Annotated in this window: 20 protein-coding genes; 17 read left to right on the top strand and 3 right to left on the bottom strand. The window is 59.3% G+C overall.

The features are described 5' to 3' along the window. Positions 1 to 18: 18 nt before the first annotated feature. The 4 genes from miaB to dapF all read left to right on the top strand — a co-directional run bounded on the left by miaB (position 19) and on the right by dapF (position 4,850). A complete protein-coding gene (gene miaB, locus RWL87_RS01610) occupies positions 19 to 1,533 on the top strand; it encodes a tRNA (N6-isopentenyl adenosine(37)-C2)-methylthiotransferase MiaB (RefSeq protein ID WP_070692049.1) in 1,515 nt (504 codons plus the stop codon). 84 nt (positions 1,534 to 1,617) lie between these two features. Beyond that, entirely contained in the window at positions 1,618 to 2,532 is a 915-nt protein-coding gene (miaA, locus tag RWL87_RS01605; protein ID WP_399534027.1) for a tRNA (adenosine(37)-N6)-dimethylallyltransferase MiaA, read from the top strand. A gap of 73 nt (positions 2,533 to 2,605) precedes the next feature. Next, complete coding sequence (locus RWL87_RS01600) at positions 2,606 to 3,754, top strand: acyltransferase (RefSeq protein WP_313968667.1); 1,149 nt, start codon at positions 2,606 to 2,608, stop codon at positions 3,752 to 3,754. Positions 3,755 to 3,914: 160 nt separating this feature from the next. Further along, positions 3,915 to 4,850, top strand: a complete 936-nt coding sequence (dapF, locus tag RWL87_RS01595; RefSeq protein WP_313968666.1) for a diaminopimelate epimerase — start codon at positions 3,915 to 3,917, stop codon at positions 4,848 to 4,850. Between the two features lie 139 nt (positions 4,851 to 4,989). Here dapF and RWL87_RS01590 read toward each other — a convergent pair whose 3' ends face one another. Next, a complete protein-coding gene (locus tag RWL87_RS01590; protein ID WP_313968665.1) occupies positions 4,990 to 5,613 on the bottom strand; it encodes a methyltransferase in 624 nt (207 codons plus the stop codon). A gap of 143 nt (positions 5,614 to 5,756) precedes the next feature. Here RWL87_RS01590 and hflX point away from each other — a divergent pair, with 143 nt between their 5' ends. Both hflX and RWL87_RS01580 read left to right on the top strand, forming a co-directional pair. After that, the gene (gene hflX / locus RWL87_RS01585) at positions 5,757 to 7,469 is read left to right on the top strand and encodes a GTPase HflX (RefSeq protein WP_313968664.1); all 1,713 of its coding nucleotides are present in this window, start codon (positions 5,757 to 5,759) and stop codon (positions 7,467 to 7,469) included. A gap of 6 nt (positions 7,470 to 7,475) precedes the next feature. Then, positions 7,476 to 9,542 carry an ATP-dependent DNA helicase gene (locus RWL87_RS01580; protein ID WP_313968663.1) on the top strand — a complete coding sequence of 689 codons (2,067 nt, stop codon included), beginning with the start codon at positions 7,476 to 7,478 and terminating at the stop codon, positions 9,540 to 9,542. A gap of 168 nt (positions 9,543 to 9,710) precedes the next feature. On the opposite strand, the gene lexA is transcribed toward RWL87_RS01580, so the two are convergent. Next, positions 9,711 to 10,385 (bottom strand): transcriptional repressor LexA, encoded by a 675-nt coding sequence (lexA, locus tag RWL87_RS01575; RefSeq protein ID WP_070737306.1) that lies wholly within the window; start codon positions 10,383 to 10,385, stop codon positions 9,711 to 9,713. Between the two features lie 817 nt (positions 10,386 to 11,202). Between lexA and RWL87_RS01570 the strand changes: the two genes are divergently transcribed. The 3 genes from RWL87_RS01570 (at position 11,203) to RWL87_RS01560 (ending at position 13,520) form a co-directional block, all read left to right on the top strand. Further along, positions 11,203 to 11,859, top strand: coding sequence for a LysM peptidoglycan-binding domain-containing protein (locus RWL87_RS01570; protein ID WP_313968662.1), 657 nt, complete (start codon positions 11,203 to 11,205; stop codon positions 11,857 to 11,859). A 132-nt stretch (positions 11,860 to 11,991) separates the two neighbouring features. Next, the gene (locus tag RWL87_RS01565; protein WP_313968661.1) at positions 11,992 to 12,735 is read left to right on the top strand and encodes an imidazole glycerol phosphate synthase; all 744 of its coding nucleotides are present in this window, start codon (positions 11,992 to 11,994) and stop codon (positions 12,733 to 12,735) included. Further along, the gene (locus RWL87_RS01560) at positions 12,735 to 13,520 is read left to right on the top strand and encodes a HisA/HisF-related TIM barrel protein (protein ID WP_313968660.1); all 786 of its coding nucleotides are present in this window, start codon (positions 12,735 to 12,737) and stop codon (positions 13,518 to 13,520) included. The genes RWL87_RS01565 and RWL87_RS01560 overlap by 1 nt, the downstream gene beginning before the upstream one ends. Before the next feature lie 151 nt (positions 13,521 to 13,671). Here the strand turns inward: RWL87_RS01560 and RWL87_RS01555 are convergent, their stop codons facing one another. Then, positions 13,672 to 14,094, bottom strand: a complete 423-nt coding sequence (locus tag RWL87_RS01555; RefSeq protein ID WP_313968659.1) for a DUF1844 domain-containing protein — start codon at positions 14,092 to 14,094, stop codon at positions 13,672 to 13,674. A gap of 293 nt (positions 14,095 to 14,387) precedes the next feature. Here RWL87_RS01555 and infC point away from each other — a divergent pair, with 293 nt between their 5' ends. The 8 genes from infC (at position 14,388) to RWL87_RS01515 (ending at position 20,279) form a co-directional block, all read left to right on the top strand. Then, a complete protein-coding gene (gene infC / locus RWL87_RS01550; protein WP_005507875.1) occupies positions 14,388 to 15,089 on the top strand; it encodes a translation initiation factor IF-3 in 702 nt (233 codons plus the stop codon). A 197-nt stretch (positions 15,090 to 15,286) separates the two neighbouring features. Beyond that, a complete protein-coding gene (gene rpmI / locus RWL87_RS01545; RefSeq protein ID WP_004006287.1) occupies positions 15,287 to 15,481 on the top strand; it encodes a 50S ribosomal protein L35 in 195 nt (64 codons plus the stop codon). Between the two features lie 114 nt (positions 15,482 to 15,595). Beyond that, on the top strand, positions 15,596 to 15,976 hold the full coding sequence (rplT, locus tag RWL87_RS01540; protein ID WP_005507127.1) for a 50S ribosomal protein L20: 381 nt from the start codon (positions 15,596 to 15,598) through the stop codon (positions 15,974 to 15,976). A gap of 121 nt (positions 15,977 to 16,097) precedes the next feature. After that, positions 16,098 to 17,099, top strand: a complete 1,002-nt coding sequence (locus RWL87_RS01535; RefSeq protein ID WP_313968658.1) for an RNA methyltransferase — start codon at positions 16,098 to 16,100, stop codon at positions 17,097 to 17,099. Positions 17,100 to 17,190: 91 nt separating this feature from the next. Further along, on the top strand, positions 17,191 to 18,111 hold the full coding sequence (locus RWL87_RS01530; RefSeq protein WP_070684934.1) for a cation diffusion facilitator family transporter: 921 nt from the start codon (positions 17,191 to 17,193) through the stop codon (positions 18,109 to 18,111). An 18-nt stretch (positions 18,112 to 18,129) separates the two neighbouring features. Beyond that, complete coding sequence (locus RWL87_RS01525) at positions 18,130 to 18,945, top strand: YetF domain-containing protein (protein WP_313968657.1); 816 nt, start codon at positions 18,130 to 18,132, stop codon at positions 18,943 to 18,945. Between the two features lie 16 nt (positions 18,946 to 18,961). Beyond that, positions 18,962 to 19,444 carry a (deoxy)nucleoside triphosphate pyrophosphohydrolase gene (locus RWL87_RS01520; protein WP_313968656.1) on the top strand — a complete coding sequence of 161 codons (483 nt, stop codon included), beginning with the start codon at positions 18,962 to 18,964 and terminating at the stop codon, positions 19,442 to 19,444. A 313-nt stretch (positions 19,445 to 19,757) separates the two neighbouring features. Further along, complete coding sequence (locus RWL87_RS01515) at positions 19,758 to 20,279, top strand: ABC transporter ATPase (RefSeq protein WP_313968655.1); 522 nt, start codon at positions 19,758 to 19,760, stop codon at positions 20,277 to 20,279. The last annotated feature ends 185 nt before the right edge of the window (positions 20,280 to 20,464 follow it).

The raw sequence follows: 20,464 nt of genomic DNA, 5'->3' as shown, positions 1-20,464 counted from the left end.
TCGGATACCCTATAGGGCATGACTTCGACCCTCAGCGATTCCGCCCAGACCCCCGAAACCAGCCCCCGCACCTACGAAGTGCGCACTTTCGGCTGCCAGATGAACGTGCACGACTCCGAACGAATGTCCGGCCTGCTGGAGGCTAACGGCTACGTTCGCGCTGAGGAAGGCACCCAGCCCGACCTGGTGGTGTTCAACACCTGCGCGGTCCGCGAAAATGCTTCCAACCGCCTGTACGGTCACCTTGGCCAGCTCGCACCAGTCAAGCGCGCCCACAAGGGCATGCAGATTGCGGTGGGCGGCTGCCTGGCACAGAAGGATCAGGACGCCATCATCGAGAAGGCGCCCTGGGTTGACGTCGTGTTCGGTACCCACAACATTGGTTCCCTGCCGGCTCTGCTGGAGCGTGCCCGCCACAACCACGAGGCGCAGGCTGAGCTACTTGAATCCCTCGAAGTTTTCCCCTCGACCCTGCCGACCAAGCGCGATCACGTGTACTCCGGCTGGGTGTCGATTTCTGTGGGTTGTAACAATACCTGCACCTTCTGCATCGTGCCCTCCCTGCGCGGTAAGGAGAAGGACCGCCGCCCCGGCGACATTCTCGCCGAGGTTCAGGCGCTGGTCGACGATGGCGCTATCGAGGTGACCCTGCTCGGCCAGAACGTGAACTCCTACGGCGTGGAGTTCGGCGACCGCCAGGCGTTCTCCAAGCTGCTGCGTGCCTGCGGTGAAATTGAAGGCCTGGAGCGTGTACGCTTCACCTCCCCGCACCCGGCAATGTTCACCGACGACGTGATCGACGCGATGGCGGAAACCCCGAACGTCATGCCCGTGCTGCACATGCCGCTGCAGTCCGGCTCCGACAAGGTGCTTAAGGATATGCGCCGCTCCTACCGTTCCAAGAAGTTCCTGAACATTCTGGACAAGGTGCGCGAGCGTATCCCGAACGCCGTGATTACCACCGACATCATTGTGGGCTTCCCCGGCGAGACCGAAGAGGACTTCCAGGACACCCTGAAGGTTGTGGAGCAGGCTCGTTTCTCCTCCGCGTTCACCTTCCAGTACTCGATCCGCCCCGGCACCCCCGCGGCGACCATGGAGAACCAGATTCCGAAGGAGGTCGTGCAGGAACGCTACGAGCGTCTGATTGCCCTGCAGGACCGCATCGCCGGTGAGGAGAACCGCAAGCAGCTCGGTAAGACCGTTGAGCTGATGGTGGTTGCGGAGGCAGGTCGTAAGGCTGAGCAGACTCACCGCCTCTCCGGTCGCGGCCCGGACCAGCGCCTCGTGCACTTCTCGGTGCCCGAGGGTTGCGAGACTCCCCGCCCCGGCGACATGGTCACCGTGCCCATTACCGAGGCTGGTTCCTTCCACCTGATTTCTGATCCGACCGCCGAGCAGTACCAGCTGCGCCGCACCCGCGCCGGTGACGCGTGGGACCGCTCCCAGGCTGACTCTTGCGGTACCGGCACCACCCAGGTGCCCGGTGCGCCGGTGGGTCTGGGCATGCCGACCATCGGTCTGCGCCCCTAAAACCTATAACGAATCATGCGCCCCGTTCTTCGGGCTCGCACCGCCACCGCAAGTGGGGGTGAGGGAACCGGTAGAATGGGGCGCATGACTATCTCCGAAACTCTGCCCGTTATCGCTATTGTGGGCCCGACTGGCACCGGTAAGAGTGCGCTTGCGATTGAGCTGGCTCTGCGCCTGAACGGCGAGTGCATTAACGCTGATTCTATGCAGTTCTACCGGGGTATGGATATTGGTACCGCGAAGGTCACCGCGGAGGAGATGCGAGGCGTTCCGCACCACCTGCTGGACATCATGGACGTGCGGGATGAGGCGTCCGTAGCGGAGTTTCAGGAGCGTAGCCGTGAGCTGATTGAGCAGATTCGCGGCCGTGGCCGCTACCCGATTCTGGTGGGCGGTTCCGGCCTGTATGTACGTGCCGCCCTGGATAAGTTGGAGTTCCCCGGCACGGATGCGCGGGTGCGTGAGCGCCTGGAGGAGCAGGCACGCGCCGAGGGCATCGGGGTTCTGCACGCCCGCCTGGCGGAGGTTGACCCGGAGTCGGCTGCGCGTGTGAAGGATGAGCGCCGCATTATTCGTGCCCTGGAGGTGTTCGAGGTGACGGGCCGCCCGTTCTCGGCGTTCATGCCGGTGCGCGAGTACGTGACCGAGAGCGTGCAGATTGGTCTGGATATGGATCGTGCCCTGCTGCACGAGCGTCTGCACCGCCGCGTGGAGCTGATGCACGAGCGCGGCCTGCTGGACGAGGTGCGCACCCTGAACGAGCAGGGTTTGCAGGAGGGGAAGACCGCCTCCCGCGCGATTGGTTACGCGCAGTTTGCCCGTGCCCTTGAAGATGAAGACTATAGCGTGGAGCAGGCGATTGAGGATACGACGATTGCCACCCGCCAGTTTGCGCGCCGCCAGCTGACCTGGTTCCGTGCGGACCCGCGCGTGCACTGGCTGGATGCGCTCTCACCCACCCTTGCAGATGAGGCGTTGGCTACAATTTTGCAAAAATGAGCAAATAGGTGTACTAAATCTGGGGGTCCTGGGTTATTCTGAGGGCATATTCGACTCAACCATAGAGAGAAATATGTCACTCACATCACATGCAAAAAATTCTGCCACTGCGTCTGCAGAACGGTCAGATAAGTTTTCTCTTCATGACGCTATTCTTGGCAAGCAAAATTCCCTGAATTTTCTTCGCCTCTCATTGGCCTCGTTAGTTATCGTGGCCCATTCTGCCCCTCTTGTCGGTTTTAACGCTGGAATTCTCGGAATTCCTGTTCCCGAACATATCGGCACTTTGGGTGAATGGGCTGTGAATATGTTCTTTTGCATTTCGGGATTCCTGATTGCTCACAGTGCACAACGGGGTACTATCGCCGGTTATGTTAAGCGTCGCGCCCTAAGAATTTTTCCCGGCTACTGGGTATCGATCCTTTTTGTCGTTTTCCTGTGCGCACCGATTGCTGTTGCAACAGGACACACCGAAGAGCCCTACTCGCTGAAGGGTGCAGGCGGATACATAGCGCGCAATTTTGACCTTTTCAATCTGCAATACCCCCTTTTCGGTGGCCCTATTGGTATACCCTTCACTCACGCGTGGAATGGGTCTGCCTGGACCCTGGGTTTCGAGTTCCTTGCCTACTTGGCGCTCATTCCGATTTTCTACATTGGGTTTATTCGTAAGAACGCAAAATGGTTGGTTCCTGTCATCTATGCTGGGCTATTTTTTGGGCACCAGATTTTTGCGCTAATGGGGCGTGAGCCTAATCGCTTTGTAGAGCATATTCTTCGTCTGCATCCATACTTTTTCGCAGGTGTCATTCTCTACATGTGGGGTAAGCGTATCCGTTATAACGCTACCCTAGCTATTATGATCACGATTCTAGGATTTGCTCTGCAATGGTTTGTACCTGGTATTGCCCAGTACATGCACCTACCTGTGGCATATGGAATCCTGGCTCTCAGCGCTGCGATTAAGACAAATATGTGTAGGCATAATGACATTTCTTACGGTGTATATATCTATGCATTCCCGGTCCAGATTCTTCTAGTGATTTTCGGTAGCGCATCTTTGGGATGGGTTCTGAACGCCATCCTTACCTTCGCAATTACTATTGGTCTGGCGTGGCTGTCTTGGCTGTATGTTGAGAAGCCGGCGCTGGCTTTGAAGGATCGAAAGCTTCTGCGCATTCGCCGTAATCGTCCCGCAGGCACCGTAACGGCATCCTCATAAACTCTAAAAGTATTCCGCCTATTTCTGCGGCTTTCGGCGAACTTGATGAACTCATCAAGTTAACCGGGAGCCGCAGAAGCGTTTCTGAGAAGAATGCCTGAATCACCATCTGGCGCGGTAAAATCATAAACGGACTGGTCACCAACCTTAAGGACAGCATATGAGCGAGAACCCTTCCATCTGGGGCGAGCTGGCAGGCCTGACCCTCACCAAGGGTCACGGCACCGGTAACGACTTCATTTTTCTGACGGACGAGAACGCAGAAATTGCCCTCACCCCCGAGCTGGTAGCCCGCGTCTGCGACCGCCATTTCGGTATTGGCGCGGACGGCTTCATCCGTGCTGCCCGCAGCACCGCCTCCCGCGCGGGTCAGAAGCTGCTCGAAGAGCACCCGGACGCTGTCTGGTTCATGGACTACCGCAATGGTGACGGCTCTATCGCAGAGATGTGCGGCAACGGTGTGCGTGCGTTCGTGGAGTACCTGCGCACTGAGGGCCTGATTGAGCTTGAGGTGGGCGAGACCGTCAAGATTGGTACCCGTGCCGGCGTGAAGACTGTGGCTCGCACCGAAGAGGGCTACGCGATTGATATGGGCCCGTGGAGCTTCATTCACGGTGACGCTGCCCGTGAGGGTGGCGAGGACTGCCTGGTGTCTGCTCGCGGCCTGAAGACTCCGCGTGCTGGTCTGTCCATTTCGATGGGCAATCCGCACACCGTGGTGATGCTCGGCTCCGACGGTAAGCTGGACGGCCTGGACCTGCACAGCCTGCCGCAGGTGAACCCCGCCCCGGTCAACGGCACGAACGTTGAATTTGTGGTGCCGGTCGATGTGGATACTGAGAGCGGCACTCAGGTGGGCGCTATCCGTATGCGCGTGCACGAACGCGGTGTGGGTGAGACCCTCTCCTGCGGTACCGGTGCGTGTGCGGCGGCTGCGGCGACCCGTTTCTGGGGTGGCGAGGAAGCTCCGGATGAGTGGCTCGTGCACGTGCCCGGCGGCACCCTCGCGGTGACTTTCGTGCTGGGCCCGGATGACCTGGAGCATGTGGTTCTGGCTGGTCCGGCGCAGATGGTTGCAACCGTCGTGTTGCGATAGTCTGCTGCGGTAGCGAGCAGTCCTCGATAGAGACTTTGATATACAAAAGCGGCGGGTGTTTTCTGAAACTAAAATCAGAAAACACCCGCCGCTTTTACGTTTTTAGCAATGAGCGCCAGAGAAATCAGCGTCAGGGGTTTTAGTCTTCGTAGCGGTGCACCTGCAGAATACGGAAGCCCTTCGACGTCGCATAGCGCGACACCTCAAACTCGCCGGGGTGCAGTTCCTCAAGCTGCGCGTCCATCCACTTCTGTAGTGAATCGGAGCCCAGGTTCTTCTGAACCACCAGGTAGGCGTCACCGCCGGGCGCCAGGCGCGGCAGCCAGGTCAGCAGAATCTCGTGCAGAACCTCCTTGCCCACGCGAATCGGCGGGTTCGACCAGATGGTGTCAAAACGCAGTTCGGGGTCGACGGAGTCGGGGGTTCCCACGGTCACGTTGGACAGGCCGAGAGCGGCGGCGTTGCGTTCGGTCAGGCTGATGGAGCGGGAGTTCACGTCCACCGCGTGCACCTGAGCCTGCGGGGCGAGCATCGCCAGAGTCAGGGTGATGGGGCCCCAACCGCAGCCGATGTCGAGCATGCGTTCGCCCTGCGGGTCGGGTGCTTCCTGCAGCAAAATAGCGGTGCCCTTATCAATGCCGGAGGGGCTGAAAATGCCGTTAGCTGTGGTGACGGTGACCTTGCGGCCGGCAAGCTCTACCTGCACGGGGCGGGGCTTGAATTCGGTCTCGGGGGTTTCAGAGAAATAATGCTGCTCGCTCATGCTATCCAGTGTACCGGTAGGGCAAGATCCCGCCGCACACGGGCAGAGTATGCGCGGGGTGGTTCAGCAGCTTGCACGCCCTGAGCGCACAGGCGACCGAACCCCCTACCCGATGCGGGCAACGGCGGTAGAATTGTAACCGTATGAATTCTAAGAACACCCCCGTATCTGATACCGAAAAGCTGCCCAGCGATGAGCAGCTACGCCGCACCGTAGACCGCGTTCTGGGGCGCTCCCAGGCCGCCGCCTCCGTCACGACGTATGACGCCGCCGGTACCGCGCACCACAGCGACAACTCCTCCAGCACGCACGGCAACAATAGCCGCCGTGTGCTGGATACTCGCGCACGCGAAATTTCTGACGTTCAGCGCGAGCACTCTGAATTTGATGGTGACCAGGAGGACCTCGCCGAGCGCCGCGCACTGCGCCGTATCGCGAACCTCTCCACCGAGCTTGAAGACGTCACCGAGGTTGAGTACCGCCAGCTGCGTCTGGAGCGTGTGGTGCTTGCCGGCCTGTGGACCGAAGGCACCGTGGAGGATGCCGAGAACTCCCTGCGTGAGCTCGCGGCACTGGCTGAAACCGCAGGTTCCGAGGTTCTGGACGGCCTGGTTCAGCGCCGCCTCAAGCCGGACCCCGGCACCTTCCTCGGCTCCGGTAAGGCACTGGAACTCAAGGACATTGTGGAGGCGACCGGCGCCGACACCGTGATCGTCGACTCCGAACTGGCGCCCTCTCAGCGTCGTGCCCTCGAAGACATTGTGAAGGTCAAAGTCATTGACCGCACCGCCCTGATTCTCGACATTTTCGCTCAGCACGCTAAGTCCCGCGAGGGTAAGGCGCAGGTTGAGCTGGCTCAGCTGGAGTACATGCTACCGCGTCTGCGCGGTTGGGGTGCGTCCCTGTCCCGTCAGGCGGGTGGCCGCGCCGCAGCAGGTGAGGGCATCGGTTCGCGTGGTCCCGGTGAAACCAAGATTGAGATGGACCGCCGCCGCCTGCGCGCTCGCATGGCGAAGCTGAAGCGTGAGATCGCTGCGATGGCGCCGGCACGTGAGACGAAGCGCCTGAACCGCCGCCGTAACCGTGTGCCCTCGGTGGCTATTGCCGGGTACACGAACGCGGGTAAGTCCTCCCTGCTGAACCGTCTGACCGACGCGGGCGTGCTCGTGGAGAACGCCCTGTTCGCAACCCTGGATCCGACCGTCCGTAAGGCACAGACCCCGGACGGTATCGGCTACACCCTCTCTGACACTGTGGGTTTCGTGCGTTCGCTACCGACCCAGCTGGTCGAGGCGTTCCGCTCCACCCTGGAAGAGGTCGCTGACGCTGACGTCATCCTGCACGTTGTGGATGCTTCGCACCCGGACCCGGAGGGGCAGATTCGTGCTGTCCGCGAGGTCATCGCGGAGGTCGACGCCCGCCATATCCCCGAAATCATTGTGCTGAATAAGGCGGATGCCGCCGACCCGTTCGTGCTGGAGCGCATGCGTCAGCGCGAGCCGGAGCACGTGATTGTTTCGGCGCGTACCGGTGAGGGTATTGAAGAGCTGAAGCAGAAGATTGCGGACACCATTCCGCGCCCCTCCATTGAGGTGAAGCTGCTGATTCCGTACTCGCACGGTGAGATTATTTCGCGCCTGCACGAGTGGGATGCCGAAATTAAGAGCACCGATTTCGTATCGGACGGCACCTTCGTGGTGGCTCTGGTCCGTGAGGATGTCGCTTCTGAGCTGTCCGAGTATGTGCTGGAGGGTGACCTGCTGGAGGTTCTGGAAGAGGAACTTGCGGAGGCACGCGCCCTCACCGAGGCGACCGCATCTGAGCCCGAGCAGCCCTCTGCCGCTGAGGCTTTCTAGGAGCGTATGAGCGTGACCGAGAGCATCAACGCGCCCAAAAACGCCCCGGGAACCGCACCCGCAATCGACGGCACCCGATTCACCGGGCAGGAGCTTGAGACCCTGCCCGGTGCGAAGGATGCCCTGACCCTGCTGGACGAGGCGGTTGCCGCCACCGGCGGTCAGAACCGCGCCGGTCAGCGCACCATGGCGGCGCATGTGGCGCAGGCTCTTGAACTGCAGCGTCACCTGCTGGTTCAGGCGGGTACCGGTACCGGTAAGTCCCTGGGCTACCTGGTTCCTGCCCTGGCGCGTGTGGGGGAGTCTGACCAGCCGATTGTGGTTGCGACCGCAACCCTCGCCCTGCAGGCGCAGATCGTGAACCGCGATATTCCGCGCCTTCTGGAAGCACTGGAGCCGCGTCCGGAGTCGCAGGCGCAGGTGGCTCTGCTCAAGGGCCGCAATAACTACCTCTGCCTGCATAAGCTGGAGGGCGGCTACCCGGAAGACGAGCCGGATGCTCTCTTTGACATGCCTTCTTCGACCTCCCGCGTGGGTGAGGAAGTGGTGCGCCTGCGTGAGTGGGCTGACCGCACCGAGACCGGCGACCGCGACGAGCTGAAGCCCGGCGTCTCTGATCGCGCCTGGGCACAGGTGTCGGTGAGCGCCGCCGAGTGTCTGGGCCGCCGTTGCCCGCTGGTGGAGGAGTGCTTCAGCGAGATGGCGCGCAGCCGTGCCGCCGAGGCTGACATTGTCATCACGAACCATGCCCTGCTGGCGATTAATGCTTTTGAGGGTATGAAGGTTCTGCCCGAGCACGAGACGGTCATTATTGATGAGGCTCATGAGTTGGTGGACCGCGTGACCGGTGCGGTGTCCGGTTCTTTGACGGTTGCGATGGTTCGCCGTGCGGCGCGTAGCGTGAAGAAGCATTCGAAGGCTGATTCCGGTGCCCTAGAAATGGCGGCAGGCACCCTGGAGACCGCTTTCGAAGGCCTTGCCGAGGGCCTGCTGAAGGGCCTGGACGGTCGCCTCCTGACCGCGATTTCTGCGGTGAATGATGCCGCCCGCACCGCCCTGTCCGACACCAAGCCGGACGGCCAGGACGTTGACGCGGGCCTGCAGATGGCGCGCTCGCGTGTCTCTGAGGTACACGATATGAGTAGCCGCATTCTGGAGGCTTCTGCCGAGCAGGATGTGCTGTGGATTTCTCGTCAGGGCGGCTGGGAGAATGGCCGCTACGTTGCAGCTTCCGATACCGACCCGGCAACCCTGAACATTGCGCCGCTGAGCGTTGGCCTGCAGTTGCGTGACGGACTCTTTGCTGACCGCACCGTGATTTTGACGAGCGCGACCCTGACCGTGGGTGACTCTTTTGACGTTGCCGCCGCAGCCCTGGGACTGCAGGGCGAGGGCGCGCCTCGCTGGACGAGCATCGATGTGGGTTCGCCGTTCGACTACCGCAAGCAGGGCATCATGTACGTTGCCGGGGATTTGAAGCCTCCGGGATTTGGCGTGCATGAGGGCCAGCTGGAGCGACTTCGCGAGCTGTGCGAGGCGTCAGAGGGCGGTGCCTTGGGCCTGTTCTCCTCGAAACGTGCCGCCGAGCGTGCCGCCGAGTACATGCGTGAGCATAGCGACCTGAACATTCTTCTGCAGGGCGAGTCTTCACTCAAAGCACTGGTAGAGGAATTCAGCGAGGACGTCGACTCGTGCCTGTTCGGCACGATGAGCCTGTGGCAGGGCGTGGACGTTCCGGGCGACTCGTGCCGCCTGGTGGTGATGGACCGCATTCCGTTCCCGCGCCCGGACGATCCGATTGCGCAGGCTCGTACGGAGGCGGTGAACCGTCACCGCGGAAACGGCTTCATGGCGGTTTCTGCTCACCACGCGGCGATTCGTATGGCGCAGGGCGCGGGCCGTCTGATTCGTTCGGTGAATGACCGCGGCGTGGTGGCTGTACTGGATTCTCGCGTGGCGACTAAGCGTTATGGCGGTTTCTTGATGAAGGCGATGCCGCCCATGTGGTCGACGCAGAATAAGGCAGCCGTGATTGGTGCGCTGGCTCGTCTTTCGGCGAGTATCGAGCGTTAGCTCGGGCAGGCTCCAGTCCTGGCGCCGCCGCCCCTCCGCTTTGGAAATATCCGTTTTGGAAATATAAAAATCACCCCGGTGATACGTGCATGTTCACATATCACCGGGGTGATTTTTATGTAGAGCTAAAAGCCTGGCGTTATGTATCTAGAGACTGCGCAACACGGTCTAGAGACTGCGCAGTACAGAGACGACCTTACCCATGACGGTTGCGCGGTCGCCCATAATCGGCTCGTAGTTGGAGTTGCGCGGCATGAGCCAGGTGTGGCCGTCGACCTGACGGAACACCTTCACGGTTGCCTCATCGTCGAGCAGAGCGGCAACAATATCGCCGTTGTCGGCGGTGTGCTGCTCGCGGACGACCACCCAGTCGCCGTCGCAGATCGCGGCGTCGATCATAGAATCGCCCTTGACCTTGAGCATGAAGAGCTTGCCGCTACCGACCAGCTGACGGGGCAGGGCGAGTACATCCTCCACGGACTGCTCGGCGGTAATGGGACCGCCCGCTGCGATTCGTCCGACCAGGGGAACGGGGACGAGGTCTTCGTCGCCGACCTCAAAGTTCGGCAGCTCGGGCAGGGACGAGGAGGAGCTACCGTGCATGCCGACGCCGTTCTCATCCAGCACTTCAATGGCGCGGGGGAGCTTGGGGTCGCGGCGAATGTAGCCCATGGTCTCGAGGCGACCGAGCTGGTGGGTGACCGAGGACAGGGACGCAAGACCCACCATGTCACCAATCTGGCGCATGGACGGCGGGTAACCCTTCTGTTCAATCTCGGTGCGGATCGCGTCAAGAATCTTCTGCTGGCGCGCGGTCAGCGCCGGACGGGGTGCTGTTGCCATTTCTTTTCCTTCGGTCTGTGCCCCGATTTCTATAGTCCGGTCGGGGTACGGATGGGTGCTTCACACGTTTTCTGATGGTGTCCTAAAAATTTTTGGGGCCCTGCCGAAATGGGTCTTATCTCGTCAGGGGGTGGAGGAATTCTATTCGTGCCGGAGCAACGCGCGGGCAACGAGTCAGTGCCTCCGCCCTACATAGCAATACTCAGCCAGCAGCACCTGCGGTCGATACAGAACCAAGCTGTAACGAATACAGAGACCTGCTGTGAGTAGGACTCATCAGGAGCGTGTGGAACGTCTCTTGACACCAGTGTAGAACACTACACCGAAAAACTCAAACAAATATTCTAGATTTTTTCTTCGAAACTCGAAGAAATTTTTAGTACATCTCTGCTAGACTTTAGAACAAGAGTTCGTATATACTCTTGAATCTCTCCTGAAATGCAGGATTTACAGGCGAGTGTTCGAAGAATATTCGAAGATTCGGCCCCGAGTCCTTCGGGAGAGGAGAGTGAATGAGTGTTCGAATGTATTCGAAGTCCTCTGCCTCTCTCTTCGCACGTTCTACCCCGAATGTTTTAGACAGTATCCGGCGAAGAGAGAGCGCAGGGGATGGGGTGCCCAAAACGGGGATACCCAAATCAGCCCGGTGCATCCGACGCTCTGACCTAACTACTAGGGACTAGCTACCCAATAGTTATCGCCTAACAATCACCACTCCATAGTTATTATCACTCAACTAGGACCTTCGAGCGGGTATCGCTCGGCATTGCTAGACCCGCGGGGTATCCCCGGGGCGAGCTGAGAGAAAGGAACCACAATGACTACTGCAGCACCTATTGCTTCTCGCGGCACTTCTGCACACCTTCCGGCAGGTTTGGTGGTACTTCACCCCGCCCGCACCGCGTCCGCCAGCACCGCGCGGGGGCGTTCTCGTGTGCCTGCGTCTTCGCAGTCTGTTCGCTCTTCTCGTGCGGCTCATGCACCCCGTCCCGCGCAGGTGGCTCAGCCCGTTCCCGCTGCTTCTACCCCTGCTGTTTCTGCTCAGGCACCTGCTCCGGTTCGCCCTGTAGCTTCTGAGGCGCAGGCTGCTTCTGATGTGCAGGCGCCTAGCGTGAAGAGTGCTCTTCTGGCTAAGGGTGGTGAGCTTCTGCGCTCTGTTCCCGGTTCTATTCGTCGTCTTGGCACTCCGCGCGGTTTCCTGAAGGGCCTACCTCTGCTGACCCTGGCGGCGCTGATTGTGCTCGGTGCTATTAGCTTCTTTGGTCCGGCGGCTTCTGCTTCCGTGGAGAACGCTTCGATGACTCGAACCGTCGTTGTGGTCAAGCACGGCGAGACCCTGTGGGATATTGCGCAGGCGGTGGATCCGCAGGGTGACACCCGTGATACTGTGGTTCGTATTATGGAGTTGAACTCGCTGACCAGCACCTCTGTTGATGCCGGTCAGCGTCTGGAAATTCCTCAGACTCAGCGCTAAAGCTCAAGGCCGCGGCTCATGCCCGCTCCTGGGGTAGCAGAGCTGAGTCTGCAGATTCTGAACCCGCTATCTGGCTTAAGCTGTAGTGCCTGAACTACATGAATTCTGAGCCTATGAAATAGGAGCGCACCGATGCCTATTCCCGTTGAATCCAGAGCCGTCGAAGCTGAAACTGTGCAGAGCGCTCGTCCTGTGGTTGCCGTTTTGGGTGAACCCGGAACTCGTGGCGCCCTGGTGAAGCTTCTTCAGGATGCGGGGGCGGACGTTATCGTCACTACCGTGCCCAATCAGCTACGTGAGGCTGACGGCATGGTGGTTACGGGCGGCGCGAGCTCTCTTGAGGCATACGAAGACCTGAAAGCCAAGGACGCCGAGCGCGTGATTGGTCGCCGTGTTGCCGGCGGTCGTCCGGTGCTGGTTGCCGGTGCAGCGTTGAGCTGCCTCTTTGAGTCCGTTACGGTGGAGCATCCGCAGATGGGGCAGGTTCAGGTGCAGGGCATGGGGGAGTGGCCCGGTGAGGGCGTGGAGCTTTCTACCCGCGACCTGATGCCCGGAACTTCCGCTCTGAGCCCGTCTGCCGATAGCGCGCTGCTCAAGGACCTTGAGGGTGAGGCTCACTTCAAATCCGAGCACGGCGTTTTTGAGTGGGCTTTTGATCAGAGCATTGACTATATTGCTCCTCCGGCGGTGACCTGGACGGTAACTGAACCTCCCTATATTGCGGCGGTTGAGAACGGCCCGCTGACGGCGGTGCAGTTCTGCCCGCTGGCATCCGGCGAGCTGGGTGCTGAGTTTATGCGCCGTTGGGTTGCGTCTCTCGCGGTGACCGGTCGTCTGTCTTCTGGCGACTCCGCTACTGTTGCGGGAGGTAACTAATGTCTGCACCCGTTCTTGAACTTCTGCCCGCTGTTGATATTTCTGAAGGCTATGCAGTGCGCCCGGTGGGTGGCACCCTGTCCGGTGGTGAGCAACGCCTCGACCCGGTGGATGCGGCTCTGACCTGGGTGAAGGCTGGTGCCCGCTGGATCCACCTGGTTGACCTTGATTTGGCGTTTGGTCGCGGCACGAATACTGAGGTTCTGGCTGAGGTGGTTGCCGCCGTCCGTGCCGAGAATGCCCGAACGGGCTCCGCTCCGGTTCGTATCCAGGTCAGCGGCGGCGTTCGTAATGCTGAGAGCCTGGAGCGCGCCCTGAGCCTGAATCCGGACCGCGTGAACGTGACCAGTGCGGCTCTAACGGATTCTTCCTGGCTTGAAGGCACTCTGGCTCATTACGCCGATTCTGATCTTCTGGCTCTTGGTCTCGATGCCCGCTATAACCCTGAGCGGGGCTGGGTGACGGTGGCTCGCGGTACCGACTGGTCGGGCCCTGATCTGGCGGAGGCGCTGGCTTGGCTGGAGGGCGCGGGCGTGCGCCGCTATATCGTTACGGATGTGAGCAAGGACGGCTCGCTGGCAGGTCCCGGTGCGGAGCTGCTGGATGAGGTGCTTGCCCAGACCGCCTGTCGGGTGGTGGCGTCCGGTGGTGTGGCATCGCTGGCTGATCTTGAGAAGCTGCGTTCCATGGTGCCTTATGGGCTGGAGGGCGTGGTGCTTGGTAAGGCACTGTACGTGGGCAACTTTAGTTTTGAGCAGGCTCTTGAGGCTGCCGGCTCCCGCTAAAGCTTCCGGCTTGCTCTAGCCCGCGCAGCTTCCTTGTCCGCACAGGCTGCATATATAACGAAGCCCCGTCTTCCTCATCGTGAGGGAGGCGGGGCTTCGCTGTAAGTAGACCAGATGCGGCTTGGCGGCCCGAGCGGGTTAGAAACCTGGTTTAGTACACCGGGCCGGTGAGCTTTTCGCCGGGGCCCTTGCCGGGCTCGTCCGGGAAGGGGGATGCTTCGCGGAATGCGAGCTGCAGGGTGCGCAGGCCGTCGCGCAGGGGTGCTGCGTGCTGGGAGCCGATTTCGGGTGCTGCGGCGGTGACGAGGCCTGCCAGCGCGGTGATGAGCTTGCGTGCTTCGTCGAGGTCCTTGAGGTCGTTGGCGTTGTCGTCGGCTGCGAGGCCGCACTTGACGGCTGCGGCGCTCATCATGTGGATGGCTGCGGAGCTGATGATTTCGATGGCGGGTACGTCTGCGATGTCGCGCAGCTGTTCGTTGACGGCTTCGACCTGCTCTTCGGTGAGTTCGGTGTGGCCGTGTACGGGGGTTTCTTCTTCCGCGGTGAAGCGGAAACTCGTGTTTTCAGTGCTCATAGTCCTAGAATCTCACATTTCGTTTGTTTCGGTAAATGCGTCCTTAAGAGTGGGCGCCTCCGTGGACTTTCCGCGGTCAGAACCGTAATTTTTATGGTGTTTTACGTCTAATTCCTTGCGCCTGTAGGGGGTTCTGCGGTATGGTTGTAGGCAGTTTGCAAGTGGAGCATGCCTCCCACCCGGTTGACCGCCGCAGGCGTTTGTTTGCGAGTTTTGAGGTGAACGGGTTCGTCCGCCGCTTTCGGCGTACGCTGGTTTGTGCCTCCGCTTGTGTAACTGCGGGGGCTTTTTTAGTGCCCGCAACGGATAGTATTCACGGGGAAACCCACAGAGCACAGGAGCTAGTCATTAGCGAACCACGCATTAACGATCGTATCCGCGTTCCCGAGGTCCGTCTTGTCGGTCCCGGTGGCGAGCAGGTAGGCGTTGTCCCTCTGAAGGACGCTCTGCGTCTGGCTGAGGACGCCGAACTCGACCTGGTCGAGGTTGCCCCGAACGCGAAGCCGCCCGTGTGCAAGCTCATGGATTACGGTAAGTACAAGTACGAAGCCGCAATCAAGGCTCGTGAATCCCGCAAGAAGCAGGCTAATGCCGTTCTGAAGGAGATCCGTTTCCGCCTGAAGATTGATACCCACGACTACGAAACCAAGGTTGGACACGCTCGTCGTTTCCTTTCCGGTGGTGACAAGGTCAAGGCAATGATTCAGTTCCGTGGTCGTGAGCAGCAGCGCCCCGAGATGGGTGTGCGTCTGCTGGAGCGTCTGGCGGCTGAGCTGGCTGAGGTGAGCACCGTTGAGTCTCGCCCCCGTCAGGATGGCCGCAACATGGTGATGGTTCTGGCTCCGCTTCGCGGTAAGGCAGAGGCTCGCCGTGAGCAGGGCGCCGGCGGTCGCAAGGGTCGCGAGCGTATTGACACGACCAAGGCGAAGCCCGTAACTAATTCTCTGGCAGACGCTATGCCTGCCGAGTTGAAGGCACAGGCTTCCGCCGAGTAGGGAACCGGGTCGTCACTTTAGGATGGGCACGCGCCTCCACCGTTGGGTGGGTGTTGCGGGTTCACCCGGTGCCGGTTCCGAGGCACCTCGTTGGGGGTGCCTCACCTTTGGTCCTTGGGGCTGATGCGTGTATCGCTCAACCCCACTAAGCTACCCCGCCGTTGTGGCGGGGGATGAATGTAAGGAGAACGGCAGCTATGCCGAAGCAGAAGACCCACTCTGGTGCTAAGAAGCGCTTCAAGCTCACCGGTAGCGGCAAGGTTAAGCGCCAGCAGGCGAACCGCCGCCACTACCTGGAGCACAAGTCCTCTCGTCTGACCCGTCGTCTGGCTTCTGACCAGATCGTTACCGGCGGCCAGGCAAAGGTTGTCAAGAAGATGCTGGGTAAGTAAGCAACGCTTACTCTCTGCACCTGGCGCACCGATAGTGGTGCGCACTGATTAAAGACTCGCTCCTGTTCAGCGTGATATGTGAGCTGTTCAGGACATAAGACGAAGGAGACACACGTGGCACGTGTGAAGCGCGCGGTTAACGCGCACAAGAAGCGCCGTACTATTCTCGATCGTGCATCCGGCTACCGCGGTCAGCGTTCTCGCCTGTACCGTAAGGCTAAGGAGCAGGTCACTCACTCGCTGGTTTACAGCTACGACCACCGTCGTAAGAAGAAGGGTGACTTCCGTCGCCTGTGGATCCAGCGTATCAACGCTGCTTCCCGCGCACAGGGCCTGACCTACAACCGCTTCATCCAGGGCCTGAAGGCTGCTGGTGTTGAGGTTGACCGCCGTATGCTGGCTGAGCTGGCTGTGAACGAGCCCGCTGCCTTCAATGCACTGGTTGAGATTGCTAAGAACAACCTGCCCGAGGACACCTCGGCTCCCAAGGCTTAATTAGCCTGAGGTTGTGTGCTTCTGCCCTGAAGATCTAGGTTCGGGGTGGGATGCTCAAGCGTCGTGAGCGGCCGTCTGCACTTTTGAGTGTGGGCGGCCGCTTTCTGCGTATCTGGGGGTTGTGCGTGTGACTGTTCTGCGTTTTTGGGTGTGCCTTTGCCTGTACCCTTTAAGAGTGAACTTTTTTGAACGTATTAGTACCCCCGTTGTGATGTCCAATCCGCAGGCTGATCGTGTGCGCGATATTGCGAAGCTGCGTACCCGCGCGGCGCGCACGAAGAAGGGCCAGTTCCTGGTGGAAGGCCCGCAGGCTGTGCGTGAGGCGTTGAAGGCGCACCTGAAGAGCCCCATCCTGGACGCTGTGTATGTCACGGAGGCGGCGTTTGACCGTCATGAGGATATCGCTGATCTGCTGGAGCAGGTCTACGGTACTCCCACCCCGGAGGAGGGCCGCCGCGTTTTCATGCGTGTGGTGACCGATGAGGTGCTGGAGGCGATGGCTGATTCGGTGAGCCCGCAGGGTATTATTGCGGTTTCCTTTATGGTGGATGCGTCGTTCTCGCTGCTGTGGGGTGAGGGCGCGTTGAACCCGAAGCTGATTGCTGTGCTGTCTCGTGTGCAGGATCCGGGTAATGCGGGCACGATTCTTCGTGTTGCTGATGCGGCCGGTGCTGACTTGGTGATTACGACTAAGGGTTCGGTGGATTTGTATAACCCGAAGACGGTGCGTTCTACCGCGGGTTCGCTGTTCCATGTGCCGATTATTCAGGGCGTGCAGCTGGAGGATTTCGCGGAGGATGTGAAGTCTCAGGGTACTGCTGTGCTGGCTGCTGACGGTTATGGTGCGGTGAATCTGCAGGAGCTGAGTGAGTACACGGCGGCTCGTCGTGCCGGTGTGGAGGCGAGTGCCCCGTCCGGTGTGAAGGGTAGTTTTGATCTTTCTAAGCCGACGATGTGGCTTTTCGGGAATGAAGCGCAGGGCTTGAATGCTGAAGAGAAGGCAGCGGCGACGATGCGCGTGGCTGTTCCTGTCTATGGTTCGGCTGAGTCTTTGAATGTGGGTACGGCTGCTGCTGTGTGCCTGTATGCTTCGGCGATGGCTCAGCGCGGCGTTTCTCGCTAGGTTTTGGGCGGTTCACGGCTGTGGTACAGCGGTGGGCCGCTTTAGCATCATGGGTTTTAGAGTTTTAGTTTAGGGCTGAGAAAGGGAAATTATGTCTGCTCCTTCTGGTCATTCGGGTTCGGGCGCGATTATTGCCGCGCTGGGTGCGAACCTGGGTATTGCGGTGCTGAAGTTTTTGGCTTTTGCGCTGACTCGTTCTTCGTCGATGTTGGCGGAGGCTATTCACTCGGTGGCTGACTCCGGTAATCAGCTGCTGCTGCTTCTGGGCGGTCGTGCTTCGCAGAAGCAGGCTGATGAGGAACATCCGTTTGGTTATGGCCGTAACCGCTATATTTACGCGTTTATTGTGTCGATTATTATCTTTGCCCTGGGTGGCTTGTTCGCTCTGTATGAGGGTTATGAGAAGCTGCATGATCCGCACGGGATTACTGAGTGGCAGTGGGTTCCGGTGGCTGTTCTGGTGGGATCGATCCTGCTGGAGGGTAATTCGTTCCGCGTGGCGGTGAAGGAGTCGCGTGATCTGAAGGGCAAGCAGAGCTGGATGCGTTTCTTGCGTACTTCGAAGAACCCGGAGCTTCCGGTGCTTCTGCTGGAGGATGCGGGTGCGTTGCTGGGTCTGATTTTCGCGCTTTTTGGCGTGGGTATGACTCTGTTGACCGGTAATGGTCTGTGGGATGCGTTCGGTACCCTGGCTATTGGTGTGCTGCTGGTCTTTATTGCTGTGTTCCTTGCGGTGGAGATGAAGTCGCTGATTTTGGGTGAGGCTGCTTCGCCGGAGGATTTGGCGAAGATTCGTGCGGCGATTGAGGATGGCGATAGCGAGCGCATTATCCACATTAAGACTGTGCACCTGGGTCCTGAGGAGATTCTGGTGGCGGCAAAGATTCGAATTCATGATGCTGACACTGGTCGTGCGGTAGCTGATGAGATTGACGCGGCTGAGGTTCGTATTCGCGAGGCTGTTCCTGCGGCACGCATCATTTATTTGGAGCCGGATATTTTCCGGGCTTAGTTCTAGGAGATTTTTGTTATGACCGTTGAGATGATCGTTGATGGTTTGCTAAAGATTTTCGTTGGCCTGATCATTCTTTTGGTGTACCTGCGTCTGACTCACCGTTCTCAGGCGGGGCACCAGACCCCGATTGATACCATCGGTAACTTTGTCATCGGTGGTGTGTTCGGTGGCGTGTTGTACAGCAAGCAGATTAGCCTGTTCTACTTTGTCATCTACATGGTGTTTACGCTGTGCATGATTCAGCTGCTGAACGTGGCGACCACGAAGATTCGTTTTCTGCATATGGCGGTGCGTGAGCAGCGCGTGCCGGTCATTACGGATGGTGATATCGATATTAAGAGCTTCCAGCAGGCAGATGTGGTTCTTGATCCGATGCGCCTGATTGCTGACCTTCGTGCGCAGGGTATTTACGACCTGGAAGACATTGAGTTCGCTCAGATTGAACCGAACGGTGCGCTGAGCGTGATTCGTAAGGGTGACGGTGTGCCGAACTTTGCTCTGATTGTGAAGGGTAGCTTGGTCACTCGCGATATCGCGGATGCGCACAAGACCGAGGATTGGGTGTACCTACAGTTGCGTGCCGCTGAGGTCGAGCTTGAGGATGTCTTCCTCATGGAGTTCAAGAACGGTAACCGCCTTCTGATTCTGCTGAATGACGGCACTAATATTCGCCGTGAGGTGGCAGAAGCCTCGAATATGAATGATGAGGAAGAAGAGTGGCAGGAAGGCGTGGAGGAAGCTCCTGAGCCTGAGGATACTGAGGATGCCGAGAAGGAAGTAGCGGAGCACGCTGCTGAGGATGCGCATCCGCTGAAGGATTCTAAAGCGTAGAAGAAGGTAGAGAAAGATGAGTGAAGTGTCGCCCTCGTTTGAGGTTCAGGTGGTTGGCGCCGCCGTGGTTGATTCTTTGGTGGCTCCGACCCGTATGCTGGTGGCTCAGCGTTCTGAGCCGCAGACTGTTGCCGGCATGTGGGAGTTCCCGGGCGGTAAGGTCGAGCCGGGGGAGAGCTGCAAGCAGGCGCTGGTGCGTGAGCTGAAGGAGGAGCTGGGCGTGCAGGCGCGTTTGGGTGCTGAGGTGCCCGGCGCGTATCCGCAGGGCTGGCGTCTGAGTGAGCGTCTGGCGATGCGCGTGTTCTTTGCGGAGATTCTTTCGGGTACTCCGGATACTTTGGAAGATCACAGCGCGCTGCGGTGGATGCCGCTGCCGAAGTCTAAGGATGACGCACAGGCGTACGATGATTTGCTGGGTTTGCCGTGGATTCCGGCGGATTTGCCGATTGTGGAAGCGCTTCTGCAGCAGCTGCAGGACACTGGCACTGGTGAGGCGTAGACCCAAGGTCTGACCTAATGCTCTGCGCTAGTTCGTTGCGAGGCTAAGTCGCCGTTATGTGACAAACTCGCGGCGGTAACAGGATAAATTTTCTCTATCTTTTTTGACACTGTTTGAAGGCGGGATTCCCTGTGGGGAGTCCCGCCTTTATTCATATTTTGAGGGGGATTTATGCGCCGTGTAATCCTGACTTGTGTGTTTGTTGGGGAGGGGATTTTGTCATATATGGGTTCGACACGGATACATACTTTGGAAACCAATCGGTAGGCGGGTAGTATTGAGGGAGAAATCACATACGTATTGGGAGACAATGATGACTGCTCAACCCCCGTTTGATCCGGGTGCTTACCGCTCCGACGCGGTTCCCTCGGACACTCAAGCTATTTATATTCAGGAAGGCGGCGCTGATTCGCGCGGAATTCTGTTCCACTCGCCGACCAAGCACCCGAAGATTCTGCGTCTGCAGGAGATTATGATTGTCTCCGCGCTGCTCTGCTTGATCCACGGTGTTATTTCCGCGTTCGCACCGGATAACCTGTCCCCTCTGAAGGGTTTGCCGGAGGTCGGTGTTGCGGGCGGTATCGGCCTGCTGGTCGTTTCTGCGGTTGTGTACATCTGGGTGTACTTCACGATTCAGAAGGGCAAGCGTCTGGGCCTGACCGTCGGTCTGATTTTTGCGATTCTGGGTGCGTTCGTGGCGATTCTGTCTCTGATTGGTAATGTCATTGACGCTCAGCGCTACGGCTTCGTGCCCCTGTACGCGGCATGGTTCATTGCGAACGTGCTGTGGATTCGTGCATCTTTCGACCCGGCTGTGAAGCAGGCTCTGAAGTAGAAGCGCCCTCTTCAACCCTGTTGTTGAAAAGATATACTCTAGAACGCCCGGATGGACTATCCGGGCGTTCTGCTGTTTACGCTTCCTTCTCTGGTCTAAAATGGATAGGATATGCGCCCGTCGCTTTCCCCTTGTCCCGCACCCTGTACGGGCAGCCGGGGGAGAGCAGACGGTGCTACCTAAGG

This window comes from uncultured Rothia sp., from assembly GCF_963555405.1.
Classification (GTDB): Bacteria; Actinomycetota; Actinomycetes; order Actinomycetales; family Micrococcaceae; genus Rothia.
Note: the sequence above shows the minus strand (reverse complement) of the source record. Positions and strands in the feature narration are given on the sequence as shown.